Source organism: Pectobacterium polaris (assembly GCF_002307355.1).
GTDB classification, from domain to species: domain Bacteria; phylum Pseudomonadota; class Gammaproteobacteria; order Enterobacterales; family Enterobacteriaceae; genus Pectobacterium; species Pectobacterium polare.
On sequence record NZ_CP017481.1, the window covers coordinates 4577712 to 4600558 of the forward strand.

General features: G+C 52.3%; 19 protein-coding genes. 3 read left to right on the top strand and 16 right to left on the bottom strand.

Annotation, left to right across the window (positions count from 1 at the left end; genetic code table 11):
- Nucleotides 1–16: 16 nt before the first annotated feature.
- The 9 genes from BJJ97_RS20675 to guaB all read right to left on the bottom strand — a co-directional run bounded on the left by BJJ97_RS20675 (nt 17) and on the right by guaB (nt 13043).
- Nucleotides 17–211, bottom strand: coding sequence for a hypothetical protein (locus BJJ97_RS20675; RefSeq protein WP_095995186.1), 195 nt, complete (start codon nt 209–211; stop codon nt 17–19).
- The gene (locus BJJ97_RS20680) at nt 211–417 is read right to left on the bottom strand and encodes a DUF2997 domain-containing protein (protein WP_095995187.1); all 207 of its coding nucleotides are present in this window, start codon (nt 415–417) and stop codon (nt 211–213) included. Before BJJ97_RS20680 ends, BJJ97_RS20675 begins: the two co-directional genes overlap by 1 nt.
- Complete coding sequence (locus BJJ97_RS20685) at nt 386–2761, bottom strand: hypothetical protein (protein ID WP_095995188.1); 2376 nt, start codon at nt 2759–2761, stop codon at nt 386–388. Before BJJ97_RS20685 ends, BJJ97_RS20680 begins: the two co-directional genes overlap by 32 nt.
- Nucleotides 2761–4452: a hypothetical protein gene (locus tag BJJ97_RS20690; protein WP_095995189.1), complete on the bottom strand. Its 1692-nt coding sequence runs from the start codon at nt 4450–4452 to the stop codon at nt 2761–2763. The genes BJJ97_RS20685 and BJJ97_RS20690 overlap by 1 nt, the downstream gene beginning before the upstream one ends.
- On the bottom strand, nt 4452–5168 hold the full coding sequence (locus tag BJJ97_RS20695; protein WP_095995190.1) for an AAA domain-containing protein: 717 nt from the start codon (nt 5166–5168) through the stop codon (nt 4452–4454). Before BJJ97_RS20695 ends, BJJ97_RS20690 begins: the two co-directional genes overlap by 1 nt.
- On the bottom strand, nt 5165–7900 hold the full coding sequence (locus BJJ97_RS20700) for an AAA domain-containing protein (protein ID WP_095995191.1): 2736 nt from the start codon (nt 7898–7900) through the stop codon (nt 5165–5167). The genes BJJ97_RS20695 and BJJ97_RS20700 overlap by 4 nt, the downstream gene beginning before the upstream one ends.
- A 15-nt stretch (nt 7901–7915) precedes the next feature.
- Entirely contained in the window at nt 7916–9499 is a 1584-nt protein-coding gene (locus BJJ97_RS20705; protein ID WP_095995192.1) for an AAA family ATPase, read from the bottom strand.
- 381 nt (nt 9500–9880) lie between these two features.
- Entirely contained in the window at nt 9881–11458 is a 1578-nt protein-coding gene (guaA, locus tag BJJ97_RS20710; RefSeq protein ID WP_095700222.1) for a glutamine-hydrolyzing GMP synthase, read from the bottom strand.
- A 118-nt stretch (nt 11459–11576) separates the two neighbouring features.
- Nucleotides 11577–13043 (bottom strand): IMP dehydrogenase, encoded by a 1467-nt coding sequence (guaB, locus tag BJJ97_RS20715; protein ID WP_005970134.1) that lies wholly within the window; start codon nt 13041–13043, stop codon nt 11577–11579.
- Between the two features lie 171 nt (nt 13044–13214).
- Between guaB and xseA the strand changes: the two genes are divergently transcribed.
- The 3 genes from xseA (at nt 13215) to BJJ97_RS20730 (ending at nt 16224) form a co-directional block, all read left to right on the top strand.
- A complete protein-coding gene (gene xseA / locus BJJ97_RS20720) occupies nt 13215–14609 on the top strand; it encodes an exodeoxyribonuclease VII large subunit (RefSeq protein ID WP_095995193.1) in 1395 nt (464 codons plus the stop codon).
- A 230-nt stretch (nt 14610–14839) separates the two neighbouring features.
- Entirely contained in the window at nt 14840–15883 is a 1044-nt protein-coding gene (locus BJJ97_RS20725; protein ID WP_095995194.1) for a M4 family metallopeptidase, read from the top strand.
- A complete protein-coding gene (locus tag BJJ97_RS20730; RefSeq protein ID WP_095995195.1) occupies nt 15880–16224 on the top strand; it encodes a protealysin inhibitor emfourin in 345 nt (114 codons plus the stop codon). The genes BJJ97_RS20725 and BJJ97_RS20730 overlap by 4 nt, the downstream gene beginning before the upstream one ends.
- 23 nt (nt 16225–16247) lie before the next feature.
- On the opposite strand, the gene BJJ97_RS20735 is transcribed toward BJJ97_RS20730, so the two are convergent.
- The 7 genes from BJJ97_RS20735 to hisS form a co-directional block, all read right to left on the bottom strand.
- Nucleotides 16248–16472 carry a zinc ribbon domain-containing protein gene (locus tag BJJ97_RS20735; protein ID WP_039486120.1) on the bottom strand — a complete coding sequence of 75 codons (225 nt, stop codon included), beginning with the start codon at nt 16470–16472 and terminating at the stop codon, nt 16248–16250.
- Nucleotides 16473–16474: 2 nt separating this feature from the next.
- Nucleotides 16475–16918 (bottom strand): cupin domain-containing protein, encoded by a 444-nt coding sequence (locus BJJ97_RS20740; protein ID WP_095995196.1) that lies wholly within the window; start codon nt 16916–16918, stop codon nt 16475–16477.
- A 112-nt stretch (nt 16919–17030) separates the two neighbouring features.
- Nucleotides 17031–17990 (bottom strand): AEC family transporter, encoded by a 960-nt coding sequence (locus BJJ97_RS20745; RefSeq protein ID WP_095995197.1) that lies wholly within the window; start codon nt 17988–17990, stop codon nt 17031–17033.
- Between the two features lie 73 nt (nt 17991–18063).
- Complete coding sequence (der, locus tag BJJ97_RS20750; RefSeq protein ID WP_039486115.1) at nt 18064–19551, bottom strand: ribosome biogenesis GTPase Der; 1488 nt, start codon at nt 19549–19551, stop codon at nt 18064–18066.
- Nucleotides 19552–19694: 143 nt separating this feature from the next.
- Nucleotides 19695–20876: an outer membrane protein assembly factor BamB gene (gene bamB / locus BJJ97_RS20755; protein ID WP_095995198.1), complete on the bottom strand. Its 1182-nt coding sequence runs from the start codon at nt 20874–20876 to the stop codon at nt 19695–19697.
- A 10-nt stretch (nt 20877–20886) separates the two neighbouring features.
- Entirely contained in the window at nt 20887–21507 is a 621-nt protein-coding gene (locus tag BJJ97_RS20760) for a YfgM family protein (RefSeq protein WP_039486112.1), read from the bottom strand.
- 13 nt (nt 21508–21520) lie between these two features.
- The gene (hisS, locus tag BJJ97_RS20765; RefSeq protein WP_039486110.1) at nt 21521–22795 is read right to left on the bottom strand and encodes a histidine--tRNA ligase; all 1275 of its coding nucleotides are present in this window, start codon (nt 22793–22795) and stop codon (nt 21521–21523) included.
- Nucleotides 22796–22847 lie beyond the last annotated feature (52 nt).

Here is a 22847-nt window from a genome sequence, read left to right on the forward strand (position 1 = left end):
TACCCAACGATCTCGCTCAAACCGAAATAGCTGGCAGCCGTTGTATATCACTACGATTCGTTAGAATATCCCCAATCTGAAGTCGATTGCGCTGAACAAGATCAACATCACTTGAAGTGACTCTTTGTGGTTCAGCCCCAACTGCTGTCAGAGCCTCCATCAGCACTTCTTCAATCACAAATGGCGTAGCGGTTTTGATTACAGCACTCATCAGGATTTCCCCCTGAGCGACTGAACCCGAGCCGTTTGTTGAGGCTGCTGATGATATTCATCGGTCTTCTTGACGCTGCTGACGACACCTTCCAGATTGAGTAATTCATCCAACGCCTCCAGACAGCTTTCGCCCTTGAATCCGCTGGTTTTGGCGCTAATGGCTCCGTCGTCATCAATCGTCAGGGTAATTTTCTGTTGAGGCATTGGCGGACTCCTTGTCGCATACAATTTTTGCGTTCAAACATTCAGCATCCTGTCTGGCCTGATTAATCTGATCAGTATCAAATACCACCAGATAACGATTCTGCTGATATTTACGCAGTTCCGTTCCTTCTGCTGGCAGCTCTTCTGATGGCCACAGGAATTGGTTTTCAGCAGCTGTATTACCTTTCAGACCGAGCTGTTTGGCAAAGGCATCAGATGCTTGTTTCGGCTGATATACAAACGATGAACCGTGTTCATTCAGTGCTTTTTCTGCTCGCTCCTGTTCAGATCTGCTGTTATCCAGTGCTTTTTGAGCCTCCTGGATATCACGCTCGATTTTCTTCACCCCCTGTTCATGATCAGCCAAGCAGCGCTCAAAAGCGCTGTAATGCTTTTTCCAGGGGTTCTCTTTAATGGATGTTTTCCAATTGTTAGCCTGACCCACATCCATCGACTGCAGAGCTTCTCGTCTGGCTTTTATACAGGCCTGGCGAGCCTGTTGTGTTAATTCTTCACGTCTGGCTTTGGTTTGTTGAATAGCCTCCTGTCGAGCCTGCTTTTCCGGCTCAACAGCGTCTTTTGGTGCCGCCTGAGGTATTTCAGGCAAAGCTTCTGCAAAAAACTGTTCAGGTTGGATGTCGTTGACTTCGATGTCATTCAGCTGCTGATCTGTCAGCCTTTCGGCAGCCGAGATCCAGCTAGCTCTGAATTTTTGCCCAACCTGAAAAGTGGCCTCGGTTTTGTTCTTTTTCAGCTGTTCGAGAGCTGACACCCCCTGTTGGGACAAGTCGCTCTTTTTCATCTGTTCGGCTTTCAGACTGTCACGCTGCAGTTCCCAGCGCTGGTTTTGCTCGGCTTTATCCAACTCCTGATCAGTGTCGGAACCACGCTTGCGAATTTTATCCTGCAAGGACTCTAATTGCTGGCGATGCAGCTCTCGCTCTGTCGGTGTAGCCTTGGTGACAGACCAATTCTTAAGGGTGTCTATTTCCAGATTCAGGGATTTCACCGATTGTCCCTGCCCGAGTAAGACCCCCTTGATAAAGCCTCTTAACTTGTCAGCGATACTTGCTTGCTGTTGGTCGATTTTGGACTGGGCATTAGTGAGCACTTCAAGGCGTTGCTGCCAATCCTGTTCTGAGTTCCCCCAGGCCTGATACAAGGCATCCGGCTTTGCAGACTCAGGGCAGTAGGGCGGGTGCACCACCACGTCATAATCAATAAAGTGGGCCAGTTGGCTACGTTGCCAGGCAGTCACCCTAGATGCCAGCTGTTCGGCTTCATCATTCAGGAAGCTGTCAATGTCCTGAGTGTTGATATCCTCAAGTTCAATTGCGCGAACCTTTGCAACCGCACATTCCTGCTCAGGTTGGTCTGCGAAACGAAGCGATTGCTGATCAACGTATTCACGAATCGAAGAATCGCCTCGATACTGCCATGCAGCTTCTTCAAATGCCTGGTCGTATGCTTGACCAAGTTTCTGACTTTGCTGTGCTGATAATTTCAAACACCAATTGGCCGCAGAGAAATCCGTTTGGTCTGGCAACAACCAGTTTCCGTCCTTTGATAGCAATAAAGACGGAATCAGGTTATCACTGAGTGCAACGCCTGTACGAGCCTGCTCTTTTATCTCACGGGACTGCGTTCCCAACAGCAGCCGCCAGCCATCGCCGGTAGCACCGAAACCAGAATGAGAGGCTGCTTGCAGGTGTTCCAGCGTATCGCCCAGGCAATCGCGTAAGGTGCCACATAGATGATGAGAATGGTTGGTAACAACCGCGCCATCCGGATGCTGCACGATAGATTGTTGCTGGTTCTGTCGCAAGTATTCCTCGTTGCTCTGCTCCCAGAACAGTTTGCAGTAACTGCGGAAACTGTCATCAATCTGCTGACGTTCCAGTTGGATTCCCCAGGCGGATTTATCAGCAGATACCAGAGGCTGACCCGACATCAACATCAGCCCTTGTGCCCGAGTGGTGGTGTGATCCACCAGTATCAGAACACCTTGCGGGCTCACACCTGTGCGAATCAGGCAACGACCAGACAGAGTATCAATCGCCACCTTGTTGGCATTTTTGTCGCCCAGCAGCAGATAAATACGAACACCTTTTTCAGCCTGTTCTCTGATGGCCGAAATCAACGATTCGTCTTTTAGTTGCTTACAGGAAATCAGCAGGGTAAGACTAGAACAACTGACGTATTCAGCAATTACGTTTCCAGCATCGAACGAATCTAATGAGTCGCTGAAGTCAACATCAGACGCTTGCCTGCTAAACAAAGCAGGCAGGTACTCATTCTGATAATCGATTCGAAATTGTTCCTGACGAGGTACGATCCGTGCCATCAGAGAGCCTCCGCTGCGATATTATTAATTTGGTCTTGCAAGTATCGAGGCAGTTCTCCCACCTCTTTGGGCGTAAAGGTCGGTGAGCCATCAACACTGAATTGCTCGCCATTCTCGCGAATAAAGTCCAGCCCGCTGCTGCATTCCCAGCACCAGATATGCTCCTTACCAATCAGAATCCAGTAGCGACCGTGGTTATCGTTTTGCTTTTGCAGGATTTTCCGCGACCAGTTGTCTGGCAGCTCTGCCTCATTTCCTTTCTGCTTATCCAGAGTTAGCAGCAAGCCTTCAGCATCAGCAAGACACGCAGCTACATAGCTCAGGTTGCGGCTTTGACGTGAGGTATGTACATAGCGATCTGAATAGATGAAGTGTTCGATGTATTCGCCACCTGTCAGCTGTTGCAGTAACTCACCAAGATCAAGTAGATCAATATTTACCAAGCTGATTGGCATCCGCAACTTGCGGCTTCTGGACGGAGTGAGATCCGCCATCGCCGCTATATGCCAATAAGCCTGCATCTGGCTTTCGCGTGAAAGCTCTGACAACAAGGATTGCTGTTCTTTAAGCGGAAGTTCAAAATCATTCAAGGCTGGATGGTCCAGCCATTCCGACTGTTTTTTACGAGCCTCTGCCGATGAGTGGTATTTCCTGCTGTAGAAGTCTTCCAACCAGAAACGCTGCCATTTCTCGGCATCCAACTGGTCGACTGGTTGAATGGGAATATGCTTGGCCTGAACAGACTGAAACTGCCCTATAGAGGTTGTCAGACCCGAGCGATCAAAACTGCCGATCTGTAATTTCTGGACAGCTGATGGATAACGCTGAATCTGTTCAAGCTGAGTTTCCATACGACGGTTATCAGGCAGCCAGTTGCCGTCGAATTCTCCAGCGATAGCGGCCATAACATCGTTCAGGCGATCACCAAAATCATAGATGGAAATATCCAGAGCTTCTGGGCGTGAGCTGGTTTTATTCTGATTGAATTGCAACATATCCAGTTGGCCTTTCAGGCTGAGCTGCGATGCTGAAAAGCCCAGTGTCCATTCAAGCTGAATCTCTGCTGATTTTTCGAGCGAGCAAATAACTTCGGGTTCAAGCGATGCCATTTGCAGACTGATGTTCTTCAATTCGGTCTTGTTGTGATCGACAAAGGACTCTTCCAGAACACTCAGGTGCAAGGAATGCTCAACACGAAATTCCGATCGAGCTGCATCCTGCCCTTTTTTCCAGCTTTGAATATTAGGATCAAAAAATGCCGTATCACGCTGCATCATGATCGGGCGAGCGCCCAGCAACGGATCATTATCTGTGTACCAGATATGGTAAAGACCGCGCTCTTTGGCTTCGAACAGGCCGCTATCTATAACTTGCTGGCCTTTATCCGAGATGCCTGATTCATCCCACAGCGCTTCCCGTTTTAGATACACCTTCAGTCGAGAAGGAACATCGGCAGGATTGTTCTGAACACCCTTTAACAAGGACACCAGATCGGGGCGCTTCCGCAAAAACGTACATCTGGCGATGATGGGAAAGCGTTTCAGTTGAACGGCTCTGCTGAGCGTTAAGGCTAGCGAGCCTGCTTTACTATCAGCATGTTTGCCAGGACTGGATTGATTAGCAGCCTCTCCTGGAGCATTCCCTTTATGTTCCGCTAACGACTTCATTCTGTTGTTTTTATTGCCACTCATTAATGAGACTTCCCTTTCTTACCTGCATGATGGTGCGACTGTTTTGGGCTACTTGCAGTCGAAGCACAGCAGGATTCTGCGAGTTTCTTTAGCTCCAGCGTACGGGAACGCTGAGAGAAATATTCATGATGCCCAACAATCACTAACTGATAGCGGGCACGGGTAATGGAGACGTTAAGGCGGTTAGGTGAGTCCATAAAGCCATCACGATGGGTATTCACCATCGACAAGAACACCACATCCGCTTCCTGACCCTGAAAGTAATCCACCGTCGCCAACTTGATCGATATGCCTTTGAAATTAAACCGTGCATAACGATTGGCATTACCCGGCAGCTTTTGAAGGGCTTCCCGCAGGGCTTTTTCCTGACCTTTGTAGAAGGTCAAAATCGCAACATCAAAGGCTTCGCCTTTTTTGTTTTTGCTTTTTCCTTCTGCCCAATCACAAAACGCTTCAAGCTCAGTTATCAGAGCCTGCGTTTCTTGTTTATTGCTATTGCCCCAGGTTTCTCCCCGAACATCCAGCCAGATATTACGAGACTTATACCTTGTGTATTGCCATACTTGGTCAGAAGACGTTTTACCGCCATCCTTCAAAACACCTTGTGGGTAAAATTGCTGTCGAGGGAATGCCGATATATCCGGATGCATCCGATGTTGATAGGTCAGCGTCGTATAGCGTTGGGACTTCTCAGAAGCATCAAACCCCTGATTCAAGGTCGTTGGATCGTCGCTCTTGCGTTTGACCAGTCCATCCCCGATAGGGCCTCCAGAATCGACGGAAAAGCAATATTTTTGAGTACATGAATTCGGCCATCAGCTGGTACTGACTTGGGGAAAAGCCGTTCCAGAGTATCTTCCAGATAACCGGTTTTCTGCTTCTGGTTGGCGGATAACCGCAGCCAGTACTCGCGCTCCAGACGCCAACAAACCTCTTCCGACCATTTGGTGCTGTCGATCCGGTCGAGTAGTTCCTTATGAACCTGCACGGTATCCTTGTATTCAGAGGTTTTAACTTTGAACGACTCACAGCCAGTTCCCGAAACCTCATGCTGCGCCGCTTGGGACGTGCGGCACCAATCGGGATGCAGAATCAACATATCGTCCGGAATCCAGCCCGTCAGTTCGCCCAGACAACCTTCTTCGACAAAACATAAACGGTGGCGATACAGCTGATCCGGCTTCTGCTGGATCTGTTTCAGCCCAAGCTGATGGCTATCTGCATCACGTTCTGCGTTTGCCGTTACGACCAACAGGTTATCCAGGCCCTTGGCAAGTTTTAGCATCGAAGTACGTGTTCGAATTTCTTCAACCAATGCACTTGCAACGTCACGGGTAACAGGCACCAACACTGGCTGGGAATAGGGATTCTGATGGTCACCTCGCAGCTCCTCCAGCAGGAAGCAGGCTTGCTGGACTGCAGCAGGAAGGTTCTGACCGGGTATTTTACCTTTTGGTGGAACCAGCATCAGATTATCGAGGTTGGCGACGATCTGCTCACGATCAGTGAACGGCGATAGCTGACGCACGTCGCCTACCAATACCCAGTGTTTGGCGAAGCGGGCAGGCACCAGGAATTCCTGAAAAGTGGTTTTACTGCACTCGTCGATGATCATCACATCAAACGGTGGCTCGCCGGTATCCAGCGACACCTCGCGATCATTGAACAGTCTCAGAATGCCGATGGTAGTACCGCAAACCAGATTGGAAGAATCTACCATCAGCTGCTTGCTGAGCTGATCACACCCGTGGATTTTCTGAAGACCGCTGAGCATATTATCGAACTGGAATTCTTCAACACCGATGGCATTGTTTTCATCACCGATACGCAAGGGAAAGATCTGTGCGGACAGCAATGAATTTTCCTTGACACGTTCCAGCACATTGTTGATCGCGGCATGCGTAGAAGCCGATAGCAGAACACGCTTACCCTGCAGCACCAGCTGCATGATCAGTTCAAGAATGGTGGTGGTTTTACCTGTACCCGGCGGGCCATCCAAAATGGTGAAATCTTCGTTAGCCAGGGCTTTGGTAACAAACTCACGCTGACGATCACAGCCATCGAAGTTTGGGTCTGTCAGTACTTTCCACTCGGATTCAACGATTCGTACAGGTTGGACGTCTGGCCAACGAGTTTGCTCACGCTTTTGCAACATCTGAATCAGAGGCCAGTGGCCTGCTGAAGGGCGATTCATCAACTGATTGATGGCATCCTTCTGGCGTTTGAGCTGGCTGGTGTCTACGCTGACACGAATCTCAGTCGTTTTTCCCTGTTGGGATGGATATTCGCTGTTCCAGTTTTTCTTGCCTTTGATATTTCTGGCCAGCAGGAGCTGGCGCTCTTCTTGACGTGCTTTAAGCACACGAAAACCGTCATCAAATTTTCGTTCAGTCGAGTCTAGAATCTTGATGTTTTGGTTATCACCAAAGAAGTAATCCAGATCGGATCTACCGGTATCTTCGCCACCTTCTTTCTCGATCAGCTGAATCCATTTTTCTTCGACACGCGCTGATTCCACTTCCCAAACGAGAGCTGAAAATGCGGAGCAGGTAAGAGAGTCGGTATCATTGAATTCTTGGTTAGTACGGCTTTCTAGTATCAGACTTTGTGACTTTTTGTTGTCTTCTACATGCAACTCCCAGTGATCACTGTGCAGGGGCTGGCCTCGGTATTGAAAATGACCGCAACCCAGTTTCGCCAGTTCTTTATTGGTGACATCTTCCAGCCTGTGTCCATCCAGTTGAGGCCGCGACTCTGAAAATAGCAGCCAACCATTGCCTTCTGATTTGGCTTGCCATTGTTTAAGACGGGATTCGTCCAACCCTTTAATCAGGGTGAAAGGCGTGTCTTGCCCGTCAACGGACAGAGTGCTGTTGGGTCTCACATGGCCTTGCAGAATCAGACGAGCGTCAATCTGCTTCGTCACCGTACATGGCTGGCCGTCGATATAAACCGACTTTAACTGGTCAAGCTGACGGGCCAATGGACGCAGTTCTAGCTGATAACCGCTCCATGATATTGGGTCGTCATCTAATTTAAGCTCAGGTAAGTACAGCTGATAATCCGAGGCGCTATAACCACCGTCGGGTATATCCGTCTCTCGTCGTCCTTTGCCTTTGCCTTGTCGAATGGGGTCGTCCTCATCCGGGTCAAAATCAGCATCGGGTAGCTCTCCATCAACGGTGAGAATTTCAAACCAGCCTTGCTTACCAGCCACAACTTCAATTTCGTTCACCGGCAACAGTTGCCAGATCCGTTTGTCAGGCTTGAGCTGATAGCGCTTGTTGGCGACAGGCTTCCATTCGCAGCTGACTTCCTTGTTCTCTAGTGCCTTGATGCTGCTATTCAGGTAATGCATAAACGGCATCAGGACACTATTGGTCTGGCTGTCCAGTGTGTCTGCCTTGAAGCCTTGCTGTTCAAGGGCAGTAAAAAACGGGTTTTCCATAACAAACGGTCCTGGTTATTTTTTGACGAACGGGTTTTCGCCTTCCTGTTTGAGACGGGGCTTTTTACTGCTGGAAAGCTCCAGAGCTTCTGGCTCGGTAGAGCTGGCAGCCACAGCGCGCCCCTTGGCCCAGCCACGGGTATCCTGAATCATTTCCGCCATGGACAGTGGCGAGGTGGCCTGAATGGCCTTGAGGATATCGTCCTTTTTTAACTGGTGGCCTTCGTCAAAAGCCAGAAACATGGCTTCCTTAACGGCTTCTTCTAGTTCAGCACCAGTAAAGCCCTTGCTGGCAATCGCGAGTTCATCCAGTTCCTTAGAAGAGAAATCATCCAGCCGATTTCGGCGTTTCAGATGAATAGAGATAATGTCTTTGCGATCCTGCTGCACCGGCAGATCGACAAAGAATATTTCATCGACACGACCTTTCCGTAGCAACTCTGGTGGTAATTGGGCGATATGGTTGGCAGTCGCGACCACAAACACCGGTTTTTCCTTTTCCTGCATCCAGGTCAGGAAGGTACCCAGCACCCGAGACGTAGTGCCGCCATCGCTTGCACCGGAGCTCTGCATGCCTGACAGGCCTTTTTCGATTTCATCAACCCAGAGAATACTGGGCGCCAGTGCTTCGGCAGTTTGTAGTGCCGAACGGATGTTAGCCTCCGACTGCCCCACAATACCGCCGTAGATTTTGCCCATGTCCAGACGCAACAACGGCAACTGCCAGGCATTGGCCACTGCCTTTGCTGCAAGACTTTTGCCCGTACCCGGCAAACCCAGCAGCAACACCCTTCCTGGGGTTTCCAGACCAAATTCACGAGCATGTTCGGTAAACGACTGACGACGGCGGTTCAGCCAGGACTTGAGGTTGTCCAGGCCGCCAATATCGTCGAGCGTGGCTTTCGGATGAAAGTATTCCAGATGTCCGCTCTTGCGAATCACCTGCTCCTTTTCTTTGACGATAAACGGGATTTCAGATTCGGTCAGGCGCTTGAACTGGCAAGCAGCCTTTGAGAAAGCCAGTTGTGCCTCACTGGTGGACAGACCCAGCGCAGACTCGATCAGAGCGGATGACTCCTGATAATCCCTGTCATCCAATTCATACCGCTGCTTGGCCTGAAGCATAAGAGTTTTCAGATCATCGGCATCCGGCAATGGCATTTCCATCACCTGCACCTCTTTCTCCAACTCTGCAGGCAGCAGCGGAGCAGGCTGGGAGAGCACAACAGTGACGTTATTGATTTCACGGCTGGCAACGGCAATTGCAAACGCTCGCAAGCGGCTGGTCAGGGTGTGCTCATTTAGGAAATGATGGAAGTCTTCCAGAAGCAGGATGAATTCAGATTGGTCTTGCGAAGATTCAACCAGCCACTCCAGAGCTTCCTGAGGCTGTTCACCGTCATCCTCCAATTCCCAGGAATCGTCTTCGAAATCGTATTTTCTCAAGCCCTGCGGCATGTTCCATACGTAGAGGTCTCTGTTCAGGTCTGTGGCTGCCTGAATGCAGCAAGCCCGAATACGCAAGGTTTCGTGACTGATGATTTGAATAACCGGTGCCGCTGCTTCCGTATTTAGCGTGAACAAATCCCTAAACGTCACTTACACAACCTCAATGTTGAATTGCTAATAACTAAAACTCATGCCAGATGCATATAAGTATTAAAGATATCAAGTCTCCGCCAGCACCCAGGCGGAGCTTCTTGCCCTGACCCGCTGTAAATAATCCGCACAGGCTGATTCCACCGGAATCAGCTGCCTATGCTCATCCAGTACCGGCATTCGGGTGAGATGATCGAGAAGGGTGCGCTCCGGGCGATGGCGCACATGCAGCGGTGCGCCGACACTCGGGCTGGCTTCCCTGCCAACGGCAACATGCTTGCATCCTTGCGAAGTTATTACAGGCTCAGGTTAGCACGTTGAGCAGGGCGCCCTGTAATTCCATCTACCAGACGGCATAGAGCCATTGCCAGCCAGTACCGGTCACTCCCACTCAATCGTCGCCGGTGGCTTACCCGATACGTCATAAACGACGCGGGAGATGCCGTCGACTTCATTGATGATGCGGTTGGAGACGCGGCCGAGGAAGTCGTATGGCAGGTGTGCCCAGTGCGCGGTCATAAAGTCGATGGTTTCTACCGCGCGCAGCGCGACAACCCAATCGTATTTACGGCCATCGCCCATAACGCCCACGGAACGAACCGGCAGGAAGACGGTGAATGCCTGACTGACTTTGTTGTACAGGTCGGCTTTGTGCAGCTCTTCGATGAAGATCGCATCCGCACGACGCAACAGGTCACAGTACTCTTTCTTCACTTCACCCAGCACGCGCACGCCCAGACCTGGGCCTGGGAACGGATGGCGGTACAGCATGTTGTACGGCAGACCCAGTTCCAGACCGATCTTGCGCACTTCGTCTTTGAACAGCTCTTTCAGCGGCTCAACCAGACCCAGCTTCATCTCTTTCGGCAGGCCACCCACGTTGTGGTGTGACTTGATCACGTGCGCTTTGCCAGTTGCAGAAGCAGCAGATTCAATCACGTCTGGATAGATGGTGCCTTGCGCCAGCCATTTCACTTCTTCTTGTTTGCTGGCTTCTTCATCAAACACTTCAACGAACACGCGACCAATGATTTTACGCTTGGCTTCTGGCTCATCTTCACCCGCCAGCTCGCTTAGGAAGCGATCTTCCGCCGCAACGTGAACAATGTTCAGACCGAAATGATCGCCGAACATTTCCAGCACCTGATCGGCTTCGTTCAGGCGCAGCAGGCCGTTATCGACAAACACGCAGGTCAGACGATCGCCAATCGCACGGTGCAGCAGCATTGCAGTAACGGAAGAATCCACGCCGCCAGACAGACCCAGAATCACGTGATCGTTGCCTACCTGCTCACGAATACGGTTCACCGCATCGTCGATGATCTTGGCTGGCGTCCACAGTGCTTCACACTGGCAAATATCAAGAACAAAACGCTCCAGCATACGCTGGCCCTGACGGGTGTGCGTCACTTCCGGGTGGAACTGCACGCCGTAAAAACGCTTCTCTTCGTTAGCCATGATGGCAAACGGACAGGTATCGGTGCTGGCAACGGTCTCAAACCCTTCAGGGATGGCCGTCACTTTGTCGCCGTGGCTCATCCAGACATCCAGCAACGGTGCGCCAGCGGCGCTCAACGCATCCTGAATATCACGCACCAGCGCGCTATCCGTTTTCACTTCTACCTGCGCATAACCAAACTCACGCTCGTTGGAACCTTCAACGTGGCCACCCAACTGCATCGCCATCGTCTGCATGCCATAGCACACGCCTAATACCGGTACGCCAGCATTGAAAACGTATTCTGGCGCACGTGGGCTGCCAAACTCAGTGGTGCTTTCCGGGCCGCCGGACAGGATGATCCCGTTCGGATTAAACCCGCGAATCTGTGCTTCCGTGACATCCCATGCCCACAGTTCACAGTAAACGCCCAGTTCACGCACGCGACGTGCAACCAGCTGCGTGTACTGCGAGCCGAAATCCAGAATAAGAATGCGGTGTTGATGAATGTTTTGAGTCATGAGGAGCATGTTCCAAAAAGCAAAAGACAAAAGCGAAAAGTAAACCCAGCTAACCGCTCGGCCTTATGCAAAGGCGGAGCGGCGCAAAATAGTACAGGGTTTATTGCGTTAAATCACCTTATGAACCCATACGGTAGTTCGGTGACTCTTTAGTAATGGTAACGTCGTGAACGTGGCTTTCCTGAATGCCCGCGCCGCTGATGCGTACAAACTCAGCCTGCGTGCGCAATGCATCAATGGTGGCGCAACCGGTCAGGCCCATGCAGGAGCGCAAGCCGCCCATCTGCTGGTGAACGATCTCTTTCAGGCGGCCTTTATAGGCTACGCGGCCTTCGATACCTTCCGGCACCAGTTTGTCGGCGGCGTTATCGGTCTGGAAGTAACGGTCTGATGAGCCTTTGGACATTGCGCCCAGTGAACCCATGCCGCGGTAAGATTTGAATGAACGGCCTTGATACAGTTCGATTTCGCCTGGGGATTCTTCCGTACCCGCCAGCATGGAACCGACCATGACACACGCCGCGCCTGCTGCGATGGCTTTAGCGATGTCGCCGGAGAAGCGGATACCGCCATCGGCGATGACTGGAATGCCTGTGCCTTCCAGCGCTTCAACCGCATCAGAGATAGCCGTAATCTGCGGAACGCCCACGCCAGTCACGATACGGGTCGTACAGATAGAACCAGGGCCGATACCGACTTTCACGGCGCTAACGCCCGCTTCAACCAGCGCTTTCGCACCTGAGCCCGTCGCTACGTTGCCGCCGATGATTTCGAGGTTCGGGTATTTAGCACGTGTTTCGCGAATACGCTGTAATACGCCTTCGGAATGACCGTGTGAGGAGTCGATCAGCAGGACGTCAACGCCTGCGGCAACCAGCGCATCAACACGCTCTTCGTTACCCGCACCTGCGCCAACCGCTGCACCTACGCGCAGACGACCGTGCTCGTCTTTACACGCGTTCGGTTTACGTTCTGCTTTCTGGAAATCTTTTACCGTGATCATGCCGATCAGGTGGAATTGGTCGTCAATCACCAGCGCTTTTTCGACGCGTTTTTCGTGCATTTTTTGCAGCACGACATCACGCGCTTCGCCTTCTTTGACCGTGACCAGACGCTCTTTTGGCGTCATGAACGCGCTAACCGGTTTTTCCAAATCGGTAACAAAACGCACGTCACGACCGGTGATGATACCGACCAGTTCGTTGTCTTTTGCCACGACAGGGTAACCAGCGAAGCCGTTGCGCTCGGTCAACTCTTTCATTTCACGCAGCGTCGTTTCTGGCGTTACCGTTTGTGGATCAACCACAACGCCGCTTTCGTGTTTTTTCACGCGGCTAACTTCTTCAGCCTGACGCTCAATGGACATATTTTTGTGAATAAAGCCCAGACCGCCTTCCTGCGCCAGCGCAATGGCCAGGCCGGATTCGGTAACGGTATCCATCGCTGCGGACAGCATAGGGATATTCAGGCGAATGTTTTTCGTCAACTGCGTGGACAGATCGGCAGTATTAGGCAGAACAGTAGAATGAGCGGGAACCAGGAGGACGTCGTCAAACGTCAGTGCTTCTTTAGCGATACGTAGCATGGGCAATATCTCACCAAGGTGGATGTAAGAATAGATAAAATATTGCCGTGGCATTCTACAGGGCGTAATCGGTTGCCTCCAGCATTATTTTACTAAAATGCTTGATTACCTTTTTCAGGTAGGTAGTATCGATCAATTAAGTGACTGTTTTAAAATTTGATCTGGCTCACAATGTCTCAATTTCCCTCCTCTGCAATTTTTACCGTTAGCCGCCTGAATCAGACGGTCAGACAACTGTTGGAAATGGAAATGGGCCAGATTTGGCTCTCCGGCGAAATCTCCAACCTCTCTCAGCCCTCATCCGGCCACTGGTATTTCACGCTAAAAGACGAACGTGCACAGGTACGCTGCGCGATGTTTCGTACCAGCAACCGCAGAGTGACGTTCCGCCCACAAAACGGTCAGCAAGTGCTGATTCGTGCAACCATCACGCTATATGAACCTCGCGGCGACTATCAGCTACTGGCGGAAAGCATGCAGCCCGCTGGTGATGGCCTGCTACAGCAGCAGTTTGAACAGCTCAAGCAGCGCCTCGCTGCCGAAGGGTTGTTCGACCAACAGTTTAAGCAGGTTCTGCCCTCTCCCGCCAAGCAGGTCGGCGTGATTACGTCAGCCAGCGGTGCCGCCCTGCACGATATTTTGCAGGTGTTGCAGCGCCGCGATCCGTCACTGCCGGTGATCGTGTATCCCACGTCGGTGCAAGGTGCGGAAGCGCCGCTACAGATTGTTCGCGCTATTGAGCTGGCTAACCAGCGGGATGAGTGTGATGTGTTAATCGTCGGGCGCGGCGGCGGTTCGCTGGAAGATCTCTGGAGCTTTAATGACGAACGGGTCGCCCGCGCCATCTTCGCCAGCCGCATTCCTATCGTCAGCGCCGTCGGCCATGAAACTGATGTCACTATCGCCGATTTCGTCGGTGACCTGCGCGCGCCCACGCCGTCGGCTGCTGCCGAGTTAGTAAGTCGTAACCAACTTGAGCTATTGCGTCAGATACAGTCCCAGCGCCAGCGTCTGGAAATGGCGATGGATTATTACCTTGCCCAGCGCAATCGGGAATTTACCCGCCTGCACCACCGTTTACAGCAGCAGCATCCGCAGCTGCGACTGGCGCGTCAGCAGGCACAGCTGGTTAAACTGCGTCAGCGGTTGGATGACGCCATGCAGCAGCAGCTTCGGCAGACCTCGCGCCGAAGTGAACGCTTACAACAGCGTCTGATGCAACAGCAGCCGCAAACCCGTATTCATCGTGCGCAGCAGCGCTTGCAGCAGCTTAGCTATCAGATGCAAAGCGCAGTAGAACGTCAGTTGAATCAGAACAAGCAGAAGCTAGGCATCGCCTGTTCGCGACTGGAAGGCGTTAGCCCGCTGGCGACGCTGGCGCGTGGCTATAACGTCACCACCGCCCCGGACGGTAAAGTGCTGAAAAACGTCGCGCAAATTTCCCCCGGCGAAACGCTGAAAACTCGTTTACAGGACGGCTGGGTAGAAAGTCAGGTCACGACACTGGCTCCGAATCAAAATTCCGCGAAAAAGCGGCGAAAACCCTCATCTCCGACGCAAAAATAACGCGAACGGCATAAAATGCGTGAATGGGGATTTGTCCTAAAACAACGGCGATCCCCCATTCTTACCCCCGCCATCTGAACTATACTCATTCCCAGCTCACTAATTTATATTCACCGTTTTCACCGCACGGGTTATCAGCCTCTGCGCGGTGACGCGGATAGGATAAAAAGACAGTGAGCTTTGTTGATCGTCTGTGTTACCCCTGATGAGCGTTTTCAAGGAGATGAGGTATGAAGTCCAGACCGATTTGTAGCGTGATCCCCCCTTACATTTTGCATCGCATTATCGCAAACGGCACAGACGAACAGCGCCACTGTGCGCAACAAACGCTGATGCACGTTCAGTCATTAATGGTCAGCCACCATCCGCGCCCGGAACCCCATGAGAAATTACCCGCCGGGCAGGCAAATCGCAGCATTCACGATGCCGAACAGCAGCAACAGTTGCCCGGCAAGCTGGTTCGCGCTGAAGGCCAACCCAGCAACGGTGATGTTGCCGTCGATGAGGCCTACAACTATCTGGGCGTAACCTATGATTTCTTCTGGAAGATTTTCCAACGTAACTCGCTGGACGCCGAGGGGCTATCGCTGGCTGGCACAGTACATTACGGTCAGGATTATCAGAACGCCTTCTGGAACGGGCAGCAGATGGTGTTCGGAGATGGCGACGGCAAAATCTTTAATCGCTTCACGATTGCGCTTGATGTGGTCGCACATGAACTCACTCACGGCATCACCGAAAATGAAGCAGGGCTAATTTATTTCCGCCAGTCCGGTGCGCTAAATGAATCGCTGTCCGATGTCTTTGGCTCCATGGTCAAGCAGTATCATTTGGGGCAAACCGCTGAGCAGGCCGATTGGCTTATCGGTGACAAGCTTCTGGCCGAGGGTATTCACGGCATGGGGCTGCGGTCAATGTCTCATCCGGGCACGGCGTATGATGATGAGCTGCTCGGTATCGACCCCCAACCCTCTCACATGAACGAGTATGTGAACACGCGTGAAGACAACGGCGGCGTACACTTGAATTCAGGTATCCCCAACCGGGCATTCTATCTCACAGCTATCGCGCTGGGCGGCCATTCATGGGAAAAAGCCGGCCGCATCTGGTACGACACGCTGTGTGATAAAACGCTGCCGCAAAATGCGGATTTCGAAATTTTCGCGCGCCACACCATTCAACATGCCGCTCAACGTTTTAACCACACCGTTGCCGATATCGTCATGCAATCGTGGGAAACGGTAGGCGTGGAGGTACGACAGGAGTTCTTATGAAAACGCTGCCAGAGCTCAACGACGATGCCATCATTGAGCTAGCGCGTGAAGGGGGATTTGCCTTTATCCCCAAGCTGGCGGGGCCGCGACGTTTCGCGCTCGCCAGCGTACCGCCATCCGAACGGGAGCGGATTTGTAACGCGATCCGTAATGCCGCACCTCAGGCTCGCGAACCCGGTGAACCTGATGGCCCAGGGCGCGGCGACCAGTTCTATTACCGCATCCACATCAGCTACTGCCAACCGCAGCAGAATCAATATACCGATATCATTCTGCTGATCCCCGAAGACCGCGCGCCGCCGGAGCTGACCGAGCTGTGGCGCAACGGCGTAGAGGAGTAACCATTGATTAAGTAATAATGAATTTAATCGGCAGGCGCGTAGCTGAATGCGACTCGCCGTTTGGAAATCATCCCGTGCTGCTGGCAAAAATAATCCACCGCACCACAGGCTTTCAGTTCCTGAAGCGAGTGCTTACATTCAGGGCACGCAGCCTCACGCAGATAATCCTGCTGGCAGGCAGTACACTGAAACCGCGCACCACTTTTCCAAGCTAGAGGATGACCACAGCTCGGGCAATTTGCTTCCATATTTATCCTCTCGTTTCACCACGTTCAGGCAGCACATTTCTGTCCAATTCAGGCAGCATAACCACACTTTCCTGCTCGTTGGCGTCAGTGCGGGAAATCACCAACACGGCGACATCATCACTGGGATTATAGGGTAAATGTGGGACGTTCTCAGGGATATAGAGGAAATTACCTTCGGGTAATTCAATCATGTTTTCAAGCTGTTCCCCGTAATACACACAGGAAATACCGCTCAGCGCGTAAATCGCCGTTTCGTGATGCTCGTGCTTATGCGCCTTGCCTTGCGAACGCGGTGGAATCCACGCCAACTGCATATGAAGATGCTGGGCACCCACCGTCTCGCGTGAAATTCCAACCGAGTAAACCAAGCCTTGTTTGCCCTGATACTGGGTCTGCGGGGCAATCCGCTGGCAATATACGCCCCGCTCAGAATGCTTTGTTTTCATCACTGCGCCTCAGGAAGAAGACTGTCCAAGAGTACGCTATCAAATTCCTGTTCTGTCAGCCAAAAGGCAAGACGTAAGACTCTGTCACTTACTGCAACAGAAGCCAACAGCGCTAAATCACGCCCAGTGAACGTAAAAAGTAGAGCCCGAACGCAATCACAAAGAAGGCTCCCGCCGTCGTCAACCCGATGATATTCGCCGCCAGAGTAGCGTTTCCGCCCATCGCTCGCGTCATCACGTAGCTTCCCGATGCCGTCGGCGTTGAGGAGAACAGGAAGATAATACCGAGTTCAACGCCCCTGAAGCCCACCAGCCATCCCCCAAACGTCAACAGCCCCGGAACGACCAACAGCTTCGCCACGGAAGCAAGCATCGCGACGTTGGACGACCGAAACATACTACGCCACTCCAGACTGGCTCCGGCACAGAGCAACGCCAGCGGCAACGCCATTGAGGAAATAAAGCTGCCCGTTTGCTTAATCACGGCTGGCATCGGTAGATGGCTCTGCGCATACGCGGCACCGCAGAGTAAACCGATGATCAGCGGGTTGGTGGCGATGCCTCGTAATAACATGAGAACGCTGATGCGTTGATCAGGCGATTTACGCTGCAAACTGCGCGTGAGGGTAATCACCGACAGCGCGTTGAACATGATCACCGTGACAACCAGATACAGCGACCCCACCGCCACGCCCTCTTCACCATACGCGCTCACGGCAAACGCGAGCCCCATAATGCCCGTGTTAGAGCGGAAGCCGCCCTGCACGAAGATGCCACGCTCAGTGGGTTCTTTAATGAGGCGGACAGCAGCAATTTCCAGCAGCAGGAATGTCGCCAGCGTGCCTAACGTGCCATACAGCACCAGCGGCCACTGTTCCGAAAACGATTGATGATTGCTTGCCACGCTGAAAAACAGCAGGCAAGGCAAAGAAAGATTGAACACCAGACGCATCGCTGCATCGCAAAAGGCATCATTTAGCAGGCCGATTTTGCGCAACGCAACGCCCATAAACAACATCAACAAATTGGGCATCGTGACGTTGAACGCAAAACTCCAGGTTTCCCAGGACATGGCTTTCCTTGATTATTATTGGTTTCGTCTCTAACAAAACGGGGCGAATATCGCTATTCGCCCCGTAGATAAATCACTTACTTTTTTTAAGATGCGACATCAACCGCTTACGCTTGCGGAGCTGGTTTGGCGTCAGCGTATTGCGCTTGTCTGCAAAGGGGTTTTCCCCCTCTTTAAACTGAATACGAATCGGCGTGCCCATCACTTCCAGCGAACGACGATAGTAGTTCATCAGGTAGCGCTTGTAAGAATCCGGCAGGTCTTTCACCTGGTTACCGTGGATCACCACAATCGGCGGGTTATAACCACCGGCATGCGCATATTTCAGCTTCACGCGACGACCGCGCACCAGCGGCGGCTGATGATCGTCTGCCGCCATTTGCATCACGCGGGTCAACATCGCCGTACTGACGCGACGAGTCGCGCAAGAATAGGCTTCGGTTACCGACTCAAACAGATTACCCACGCCGCTGCCGTGTAGCGCAGAAATGAAGTGAATGCGGGCAAAATCGATAAAGCCGAGGCGCAGATCCAGCATATCTTTCACCTGATCGCGCACTTCCTGTGACAGGCCATCCCACTTGTTCACTACGATCACCAGTGAGCGCCCACTATTGAGGATAAAGCCCAACAGCGAGAGATCCTGATCGGAAATGCCTTCACGCGCATCGATAACCAACAGAACTACGTTGGCATCTTCAATCGCCTGCAACGTCTTGATCACGGAGAATTTCTCTACCGTTTCCGTCACTTTGCCGCGCTTACGTACCCCAGCGGTATCAATCAGAACGTATTCACGTTCGTCACGCACCATAGGGATGTAGATACTGTCACGCGTCGTGCCCGGCATGTCATACACCACCACGCGTTCTTCACCCAGAATACGGTTAGTCAGCGTGGATTTACCCACGTTCGGACGCCCGACAATCGCCAGTTTGATCGGCAAATCTTCAGGGTTGAAATCGTCTTCTGCTTCTTCTTCGCTGGCCTTATCTTCCGCTTCTAACGCAGCCCAGTAAGCCGCGTTCTCTTCTTCTTCGGTTAACTCGACCGGCTCTTCTATTTCATCCTGCACGAACGGCAGCAAAACCGTTTCCAGCAGTGACGTCACGCCACGGCCATGAGACGCCGCGATCGCGTACACTTCGCCCATACCGAGCGAGTAGAAATCCGCCGTGACCGTATCTGGGTCGAGGCCATCGGTCTTATTGGCGACCAGCACCGTAGTTTTTTTGCGGCTACGCAAATGCTTGGCAATGCCTTCATCCGCAGGCATCAGCCCCGCGCGAGCATCCACCATGAACAGCACGATATCCGCCTCTTCAATCGCGACCAGCGATTGGCCCGCCATGCGCGTTTCTACACCGTCTTCTGTACCGTCAATGCCACCGGTATCGACGATAATAAATTCATGCCCTTCCACTTCTGCACGACCATACTTGCGGTCACGAGTCAGCCCAGGAAAATCCGCCACTAATGCATCACGAGTGCGCGTTAAGCGGTTAAATAGCGTGGATTTCCCCACATTCGGGCGCCCGACCAGCGCGACGACAGGTATCATTGTTACAACCTCATTACTTATATTTCAATACGTTACAGCGAAATACTCGCTGACGATAAAAAGACGAAACGGCCCCTGATAATGTCAGGAGCCGTTATACGAGCACACCCAAAAACGCTGTGCTCCAAATCAATACGGGTTACTTAGCGAGTGAACGCGTAGACATCACCGTTTTTCGCCTGAATCAGCAGCTTATCGCTGGCAACCACAGGCTTGCTCAGGAAGCCAGAGCTATCCACTTTTTGCTGCGCTACGAAGCGACCATCCGCCGTATTCAGCCAGTGCAGATACCCTTCGGCATCGCCGACAACCAGATAACCATTATACAGCGCCGGAGCCGTTAAGTTACGGTGCAGCAGATCGCTTTGACGCCACAGGCTCACGCCGCCGTTGGTATTCAATGCAACAACACGATCGTCCTGATCGACCAGATAGATGCGGTCACCGTCAATGATGAAATCATGCACTGAACCCAGTTCACGCTTCCACAGAACCTGACCAGAACGCAGATCCAGCGCGGTCATGTTGCCATTATAGCCCAACGCGTAAACCACTTCGCCCGCTACCACTGGCGTGGTGTCGACATCATTCAGACGATCGATTTCGGTTGCGCCACTCGGCTGTGAAATACGCTGTTGCCAAATGAGCTGGCCCTGATTGATCATCACGGCGTTTACACGACCGTTATCACCACCCACAATCGCCGCACCAAATGCGGTTGTCGGGGCAGATTCACCGCGCAGAGACAGCGTCGGCATATCTAAGTTGACGCTCCACTTGATTGCGCCATCGGCTTCATTCAATGCCTGCAACATGCCGTTGCTGGTGTGAATCAGCACGACACCGTCGCTGACGACAGGGCGAGACAACGCTTCGCCAGCCACTTTGGTCTGCCATACCGGCGTACCATCTTCCGCGTTCAGCGCATAAACCTGCGCTCTTTCGCTGCCGACATAGACATGGTTACCAGAAACCGTTACGCCGCCGGACAGCAGCGCTGGATTATTGCGGGAGAAGAAATTGGTCTTCTCTGACAGATCCGCACGCCAAACCTCTTTGCCATCACTCAGATCCATCGCTTTCACGGTGCCACGACGATCGGCAGCAAAAACGCGATTATCCTGCCATGCGGGGTGAAGATTGGAGTAAAACTCACCAATCCCGCTCCCAACCGAGCTGTTCCACACCTTGGTTGGCGTGAACTGGTTTTCCACCTGCGGCAGTGGAGACATAGTGACAACATCTTCTTCGCTGTTAAACAGCGAACATCCGCTCAGCAGGGCAACAGAAACCAGTCCTACCAAAAGTGTTTTACGCAATTGCATGGAATTCCTCTTAGCTGGACAGGTTATTCAGTTTCATACGCAGTAACGCTTGCTGTGCCTGCGATGGATTGGAAGACAACCCTTTGTTGTAGGCATCGCGCGCAGCCTGATTATCCCCTTTGCTCACCAGGATATCACCACGCACTTCCGCAGCCTGTGACGCCCAACCTTCCAGTTTGATGGCATCCAATGTTTTCAGCGCGTCATCCGCTTTGTTTTCTTGTAGCTGAACCCGCGCCAGACGCAGATTCACTACCGCCAGCAGGTCGGCATCTTTAGTCTGTGACTGCGCCTGTACCAGCTGCTGTGCGGCTTTAGCATAATCTTTCTGATCAACGTAATGACGAGCCAGTTCCAGAGAAGCCAGCGCACCATAGGTATTCTTATTCTCAGCCGTAAATTTCTCAGTTGAAGCAATCGCTTCAGCTTTGCCTTCGGCCAATTGCTCCGTCACCTGCTGATAAGATGCCGATGCCGCCTGCACACTGTCATTTTGATGGCTTTGCCAGAAACGCCAGCCAACCAGTGCGCCAACGCCCAGCACAACACCGACAACTAACGCCTTTCCGTTCTCCGCGAGGAAACGACGTAGTGCATCAACCTGTTCATTCTCTGTGGTATAGACTTCCACGGTGTCTCTCTCCTCAATCCAGTAACGTTGCCAGCCGCGATGCGACGTCGGCCTGTGCCAATGTATCCTGCTCGCCATTGCTCAGGTTTTTAACCACAACCTGACCGGCCGCCACTTCATTTTCGCCTAATACCAATGCGACGCGTGCGCCCCATTTATCAGCGCGAGCAAATTGCTTCTTAAAGTTGCCACCACCGTAGTTGGTCATCAGTTTCAACTGCGGCAGCGCGTCACGTAATTTCTCCGCCAGTTGCATTGCCGCAACCTGCGTTCCCGCACCGGAAGAAATCAGATAAGCATCTACGCCTGACTGTGCTTTGAAATCTGGATTGACAGACTGCACCAGCAGAACCAGACGCTCCAGACCCATCGCAAAACCGACCGCTGGCGTCGCGTGCCCGCCCAGCTGTTCCACCATACCATCATAACGCCCACCGGCACAGACCGTGCCCTGCGCGCCCAGACTGGTCGTCACCCACTCAAATACGGTGCGGTTATAGTAATCCAAACCACGAACCAGGCGCGGATTAACGGTATATGGGATGCCGGACTGCGTTAAAAGTTCACCCAGCGCTTCAAAGTGTGCACGCGATTCATCATCCAGATAGTCCGTCAGCACTGGCGCGTCGTTCAGCAACACCTGAATCTGCGGATTTTTCGTATCCAGAACGCGCAGCGGGTTGGTGTACATCCGGCGCAGGCAGTCTTCATCCAGCTGATCTTTATGCTGTTCGAGGAACGCCACCAGCGCTTCGCGATAGCGCGCGCGCGCGTCTAACGAACCAATCGAGTTCAGTTCCAGCTTCACGTGGTCGGCGATGCCCAGCACACGCCACCAGCGGGCTGTCATCAGAATCAGTTCAGCATCAATATCCGGCCCTTGCAGACCAAACACTTCACAGCCCAACTGATGGAACTGGCGATAGCGCCCTTTCTGCGGACGCTCGTAGCGGAACATCGGGCCGACATACCACAGCCGCTGTTCCTGATTATAGAGAATACCATGTTCAATACCGGCGCGGACGCAGCCTGCCGTCCCTTCCGGGCGCAGAGTCAGGCTATCGCCATTGCGATCGTCAAAGGTATACATCTCTTTTTCGACGACATCGGTCACTTCACCGATAGCGCGCTTAAACAGCGGCGTTTGCTCGACAATCGGCAAACGAATTTCATTATAGCCGTAGCCGCTGAGCACCTGTTTCAGGCTGTTTTCAATACGCTGCCACAATGCCGTTTCGGCTGGCAGGTAATCGTTCATGCCACGGATGGCTTGAATATTTTTTGCCACGTCAGTTCTCTATGCGTTTTTCAAAAAATAAACCCGATTATAGAGGGATTGT

Coding starts and splice junctions, on each gene's coding strand:
- BJJ97_RS20675 (WP_095995186.1), bottom strand. CDS start 211: ATGAGTGCTGTAATCAAAACCGCTACGCCATTTGTGATTGAAGAAGTG.
- BJJ97_RS20680 (WP_095995187.1), bottom strand. CDS start 417: ATGCCTCAACAGAAAATTACCCTGACGATTGATGACGACGGAGCCATT.
- BJJ97_RS20685 (WP_095995188.1), bottom strand. CDS start 2,761: ATGGCACGGATCGTACCTCGTCAGGAACAATTTCGAATCGATTATCAG.
- BJJ97_RS20690 (WP_095995189.1), bottom strand. CDS start 4,452: ATGAGTGGCAATAAAAACAACAGAATGAAGTCGTTAGCGGAACATAAA.
- BJJ97_RS20700 (WP_095995191.1), bottom strand. CDS start 7,900: ATGGAAAACCCGTTTTTTACTGCCCTTGAACAGCAAGGCTTCAAGGCA.
- guaA (WP_095700222.1), bottom strand. CDS start 11,458: ATGACTCAAAACATTCATCAACACCGCATTCTTATTCTGGATTTCGGC.
- guaB (WP_005970134.1), bottom strand. CDS start 13,043: ATGCTACGTATCGCTAAAGAAGCACTGACGTTTGACGACGTCCTCCTG.
- xseA (WP_095995193.1), top strand. CDS start 13,215: ATGTCTCAATTTCCCTCCTCTGCAATTTTTACCGTTAGCCGCCTGAAT.
- BJJ97_RS20725 (WP_095995194.1), top strand. CDS start 14,840: ATGAAGTCCAGACCGATTTGTAGCGTGATCCCCCCTTACATTTTGCAT.
- BJJ97_RS20730 (WP_095995195.1), top strand. CDS start 15,880: ATGAAAACGCTGCCAGAGCTCAACGACGATGCCATCATTGAGCTAGCG.
- BJJ97_RS20735 (WP_039486120.1), bottom strand. CDS start 16,472: ATGGAAGCAAATTGCCCGAGCTGTGGTCATCCTCTAGCTTGGAAAAGT.
- BJJ97_RS20740 (WP_095995196.1), bottom strand. CDS start 16,918: ATGAAAACAAAGCATTCTGAGCGGGGCGTATATTGCCAGCGGATTGCC.
- BJJ97_RS20745 (WP_095995197.1), bottom strand. CDS start 17,990: ATGTCCTGGGAAACCTGGAGTTTTGCGTTCAACGTCACGATGCCCAAT.
- der (WP_039486115.1), bottom strand. CDS start 19,551: ATGATACCTGTCGTCGCGCTGGTCGGGCGCCCGAATGTGGGGAAATCC.
- bamB (WP_095995198.1), bottom strand. CDS start 20,876: ATGCAATTGCGTAAAACACTTTTGGTAGGACTGGTTTCTGTTGCCCTG.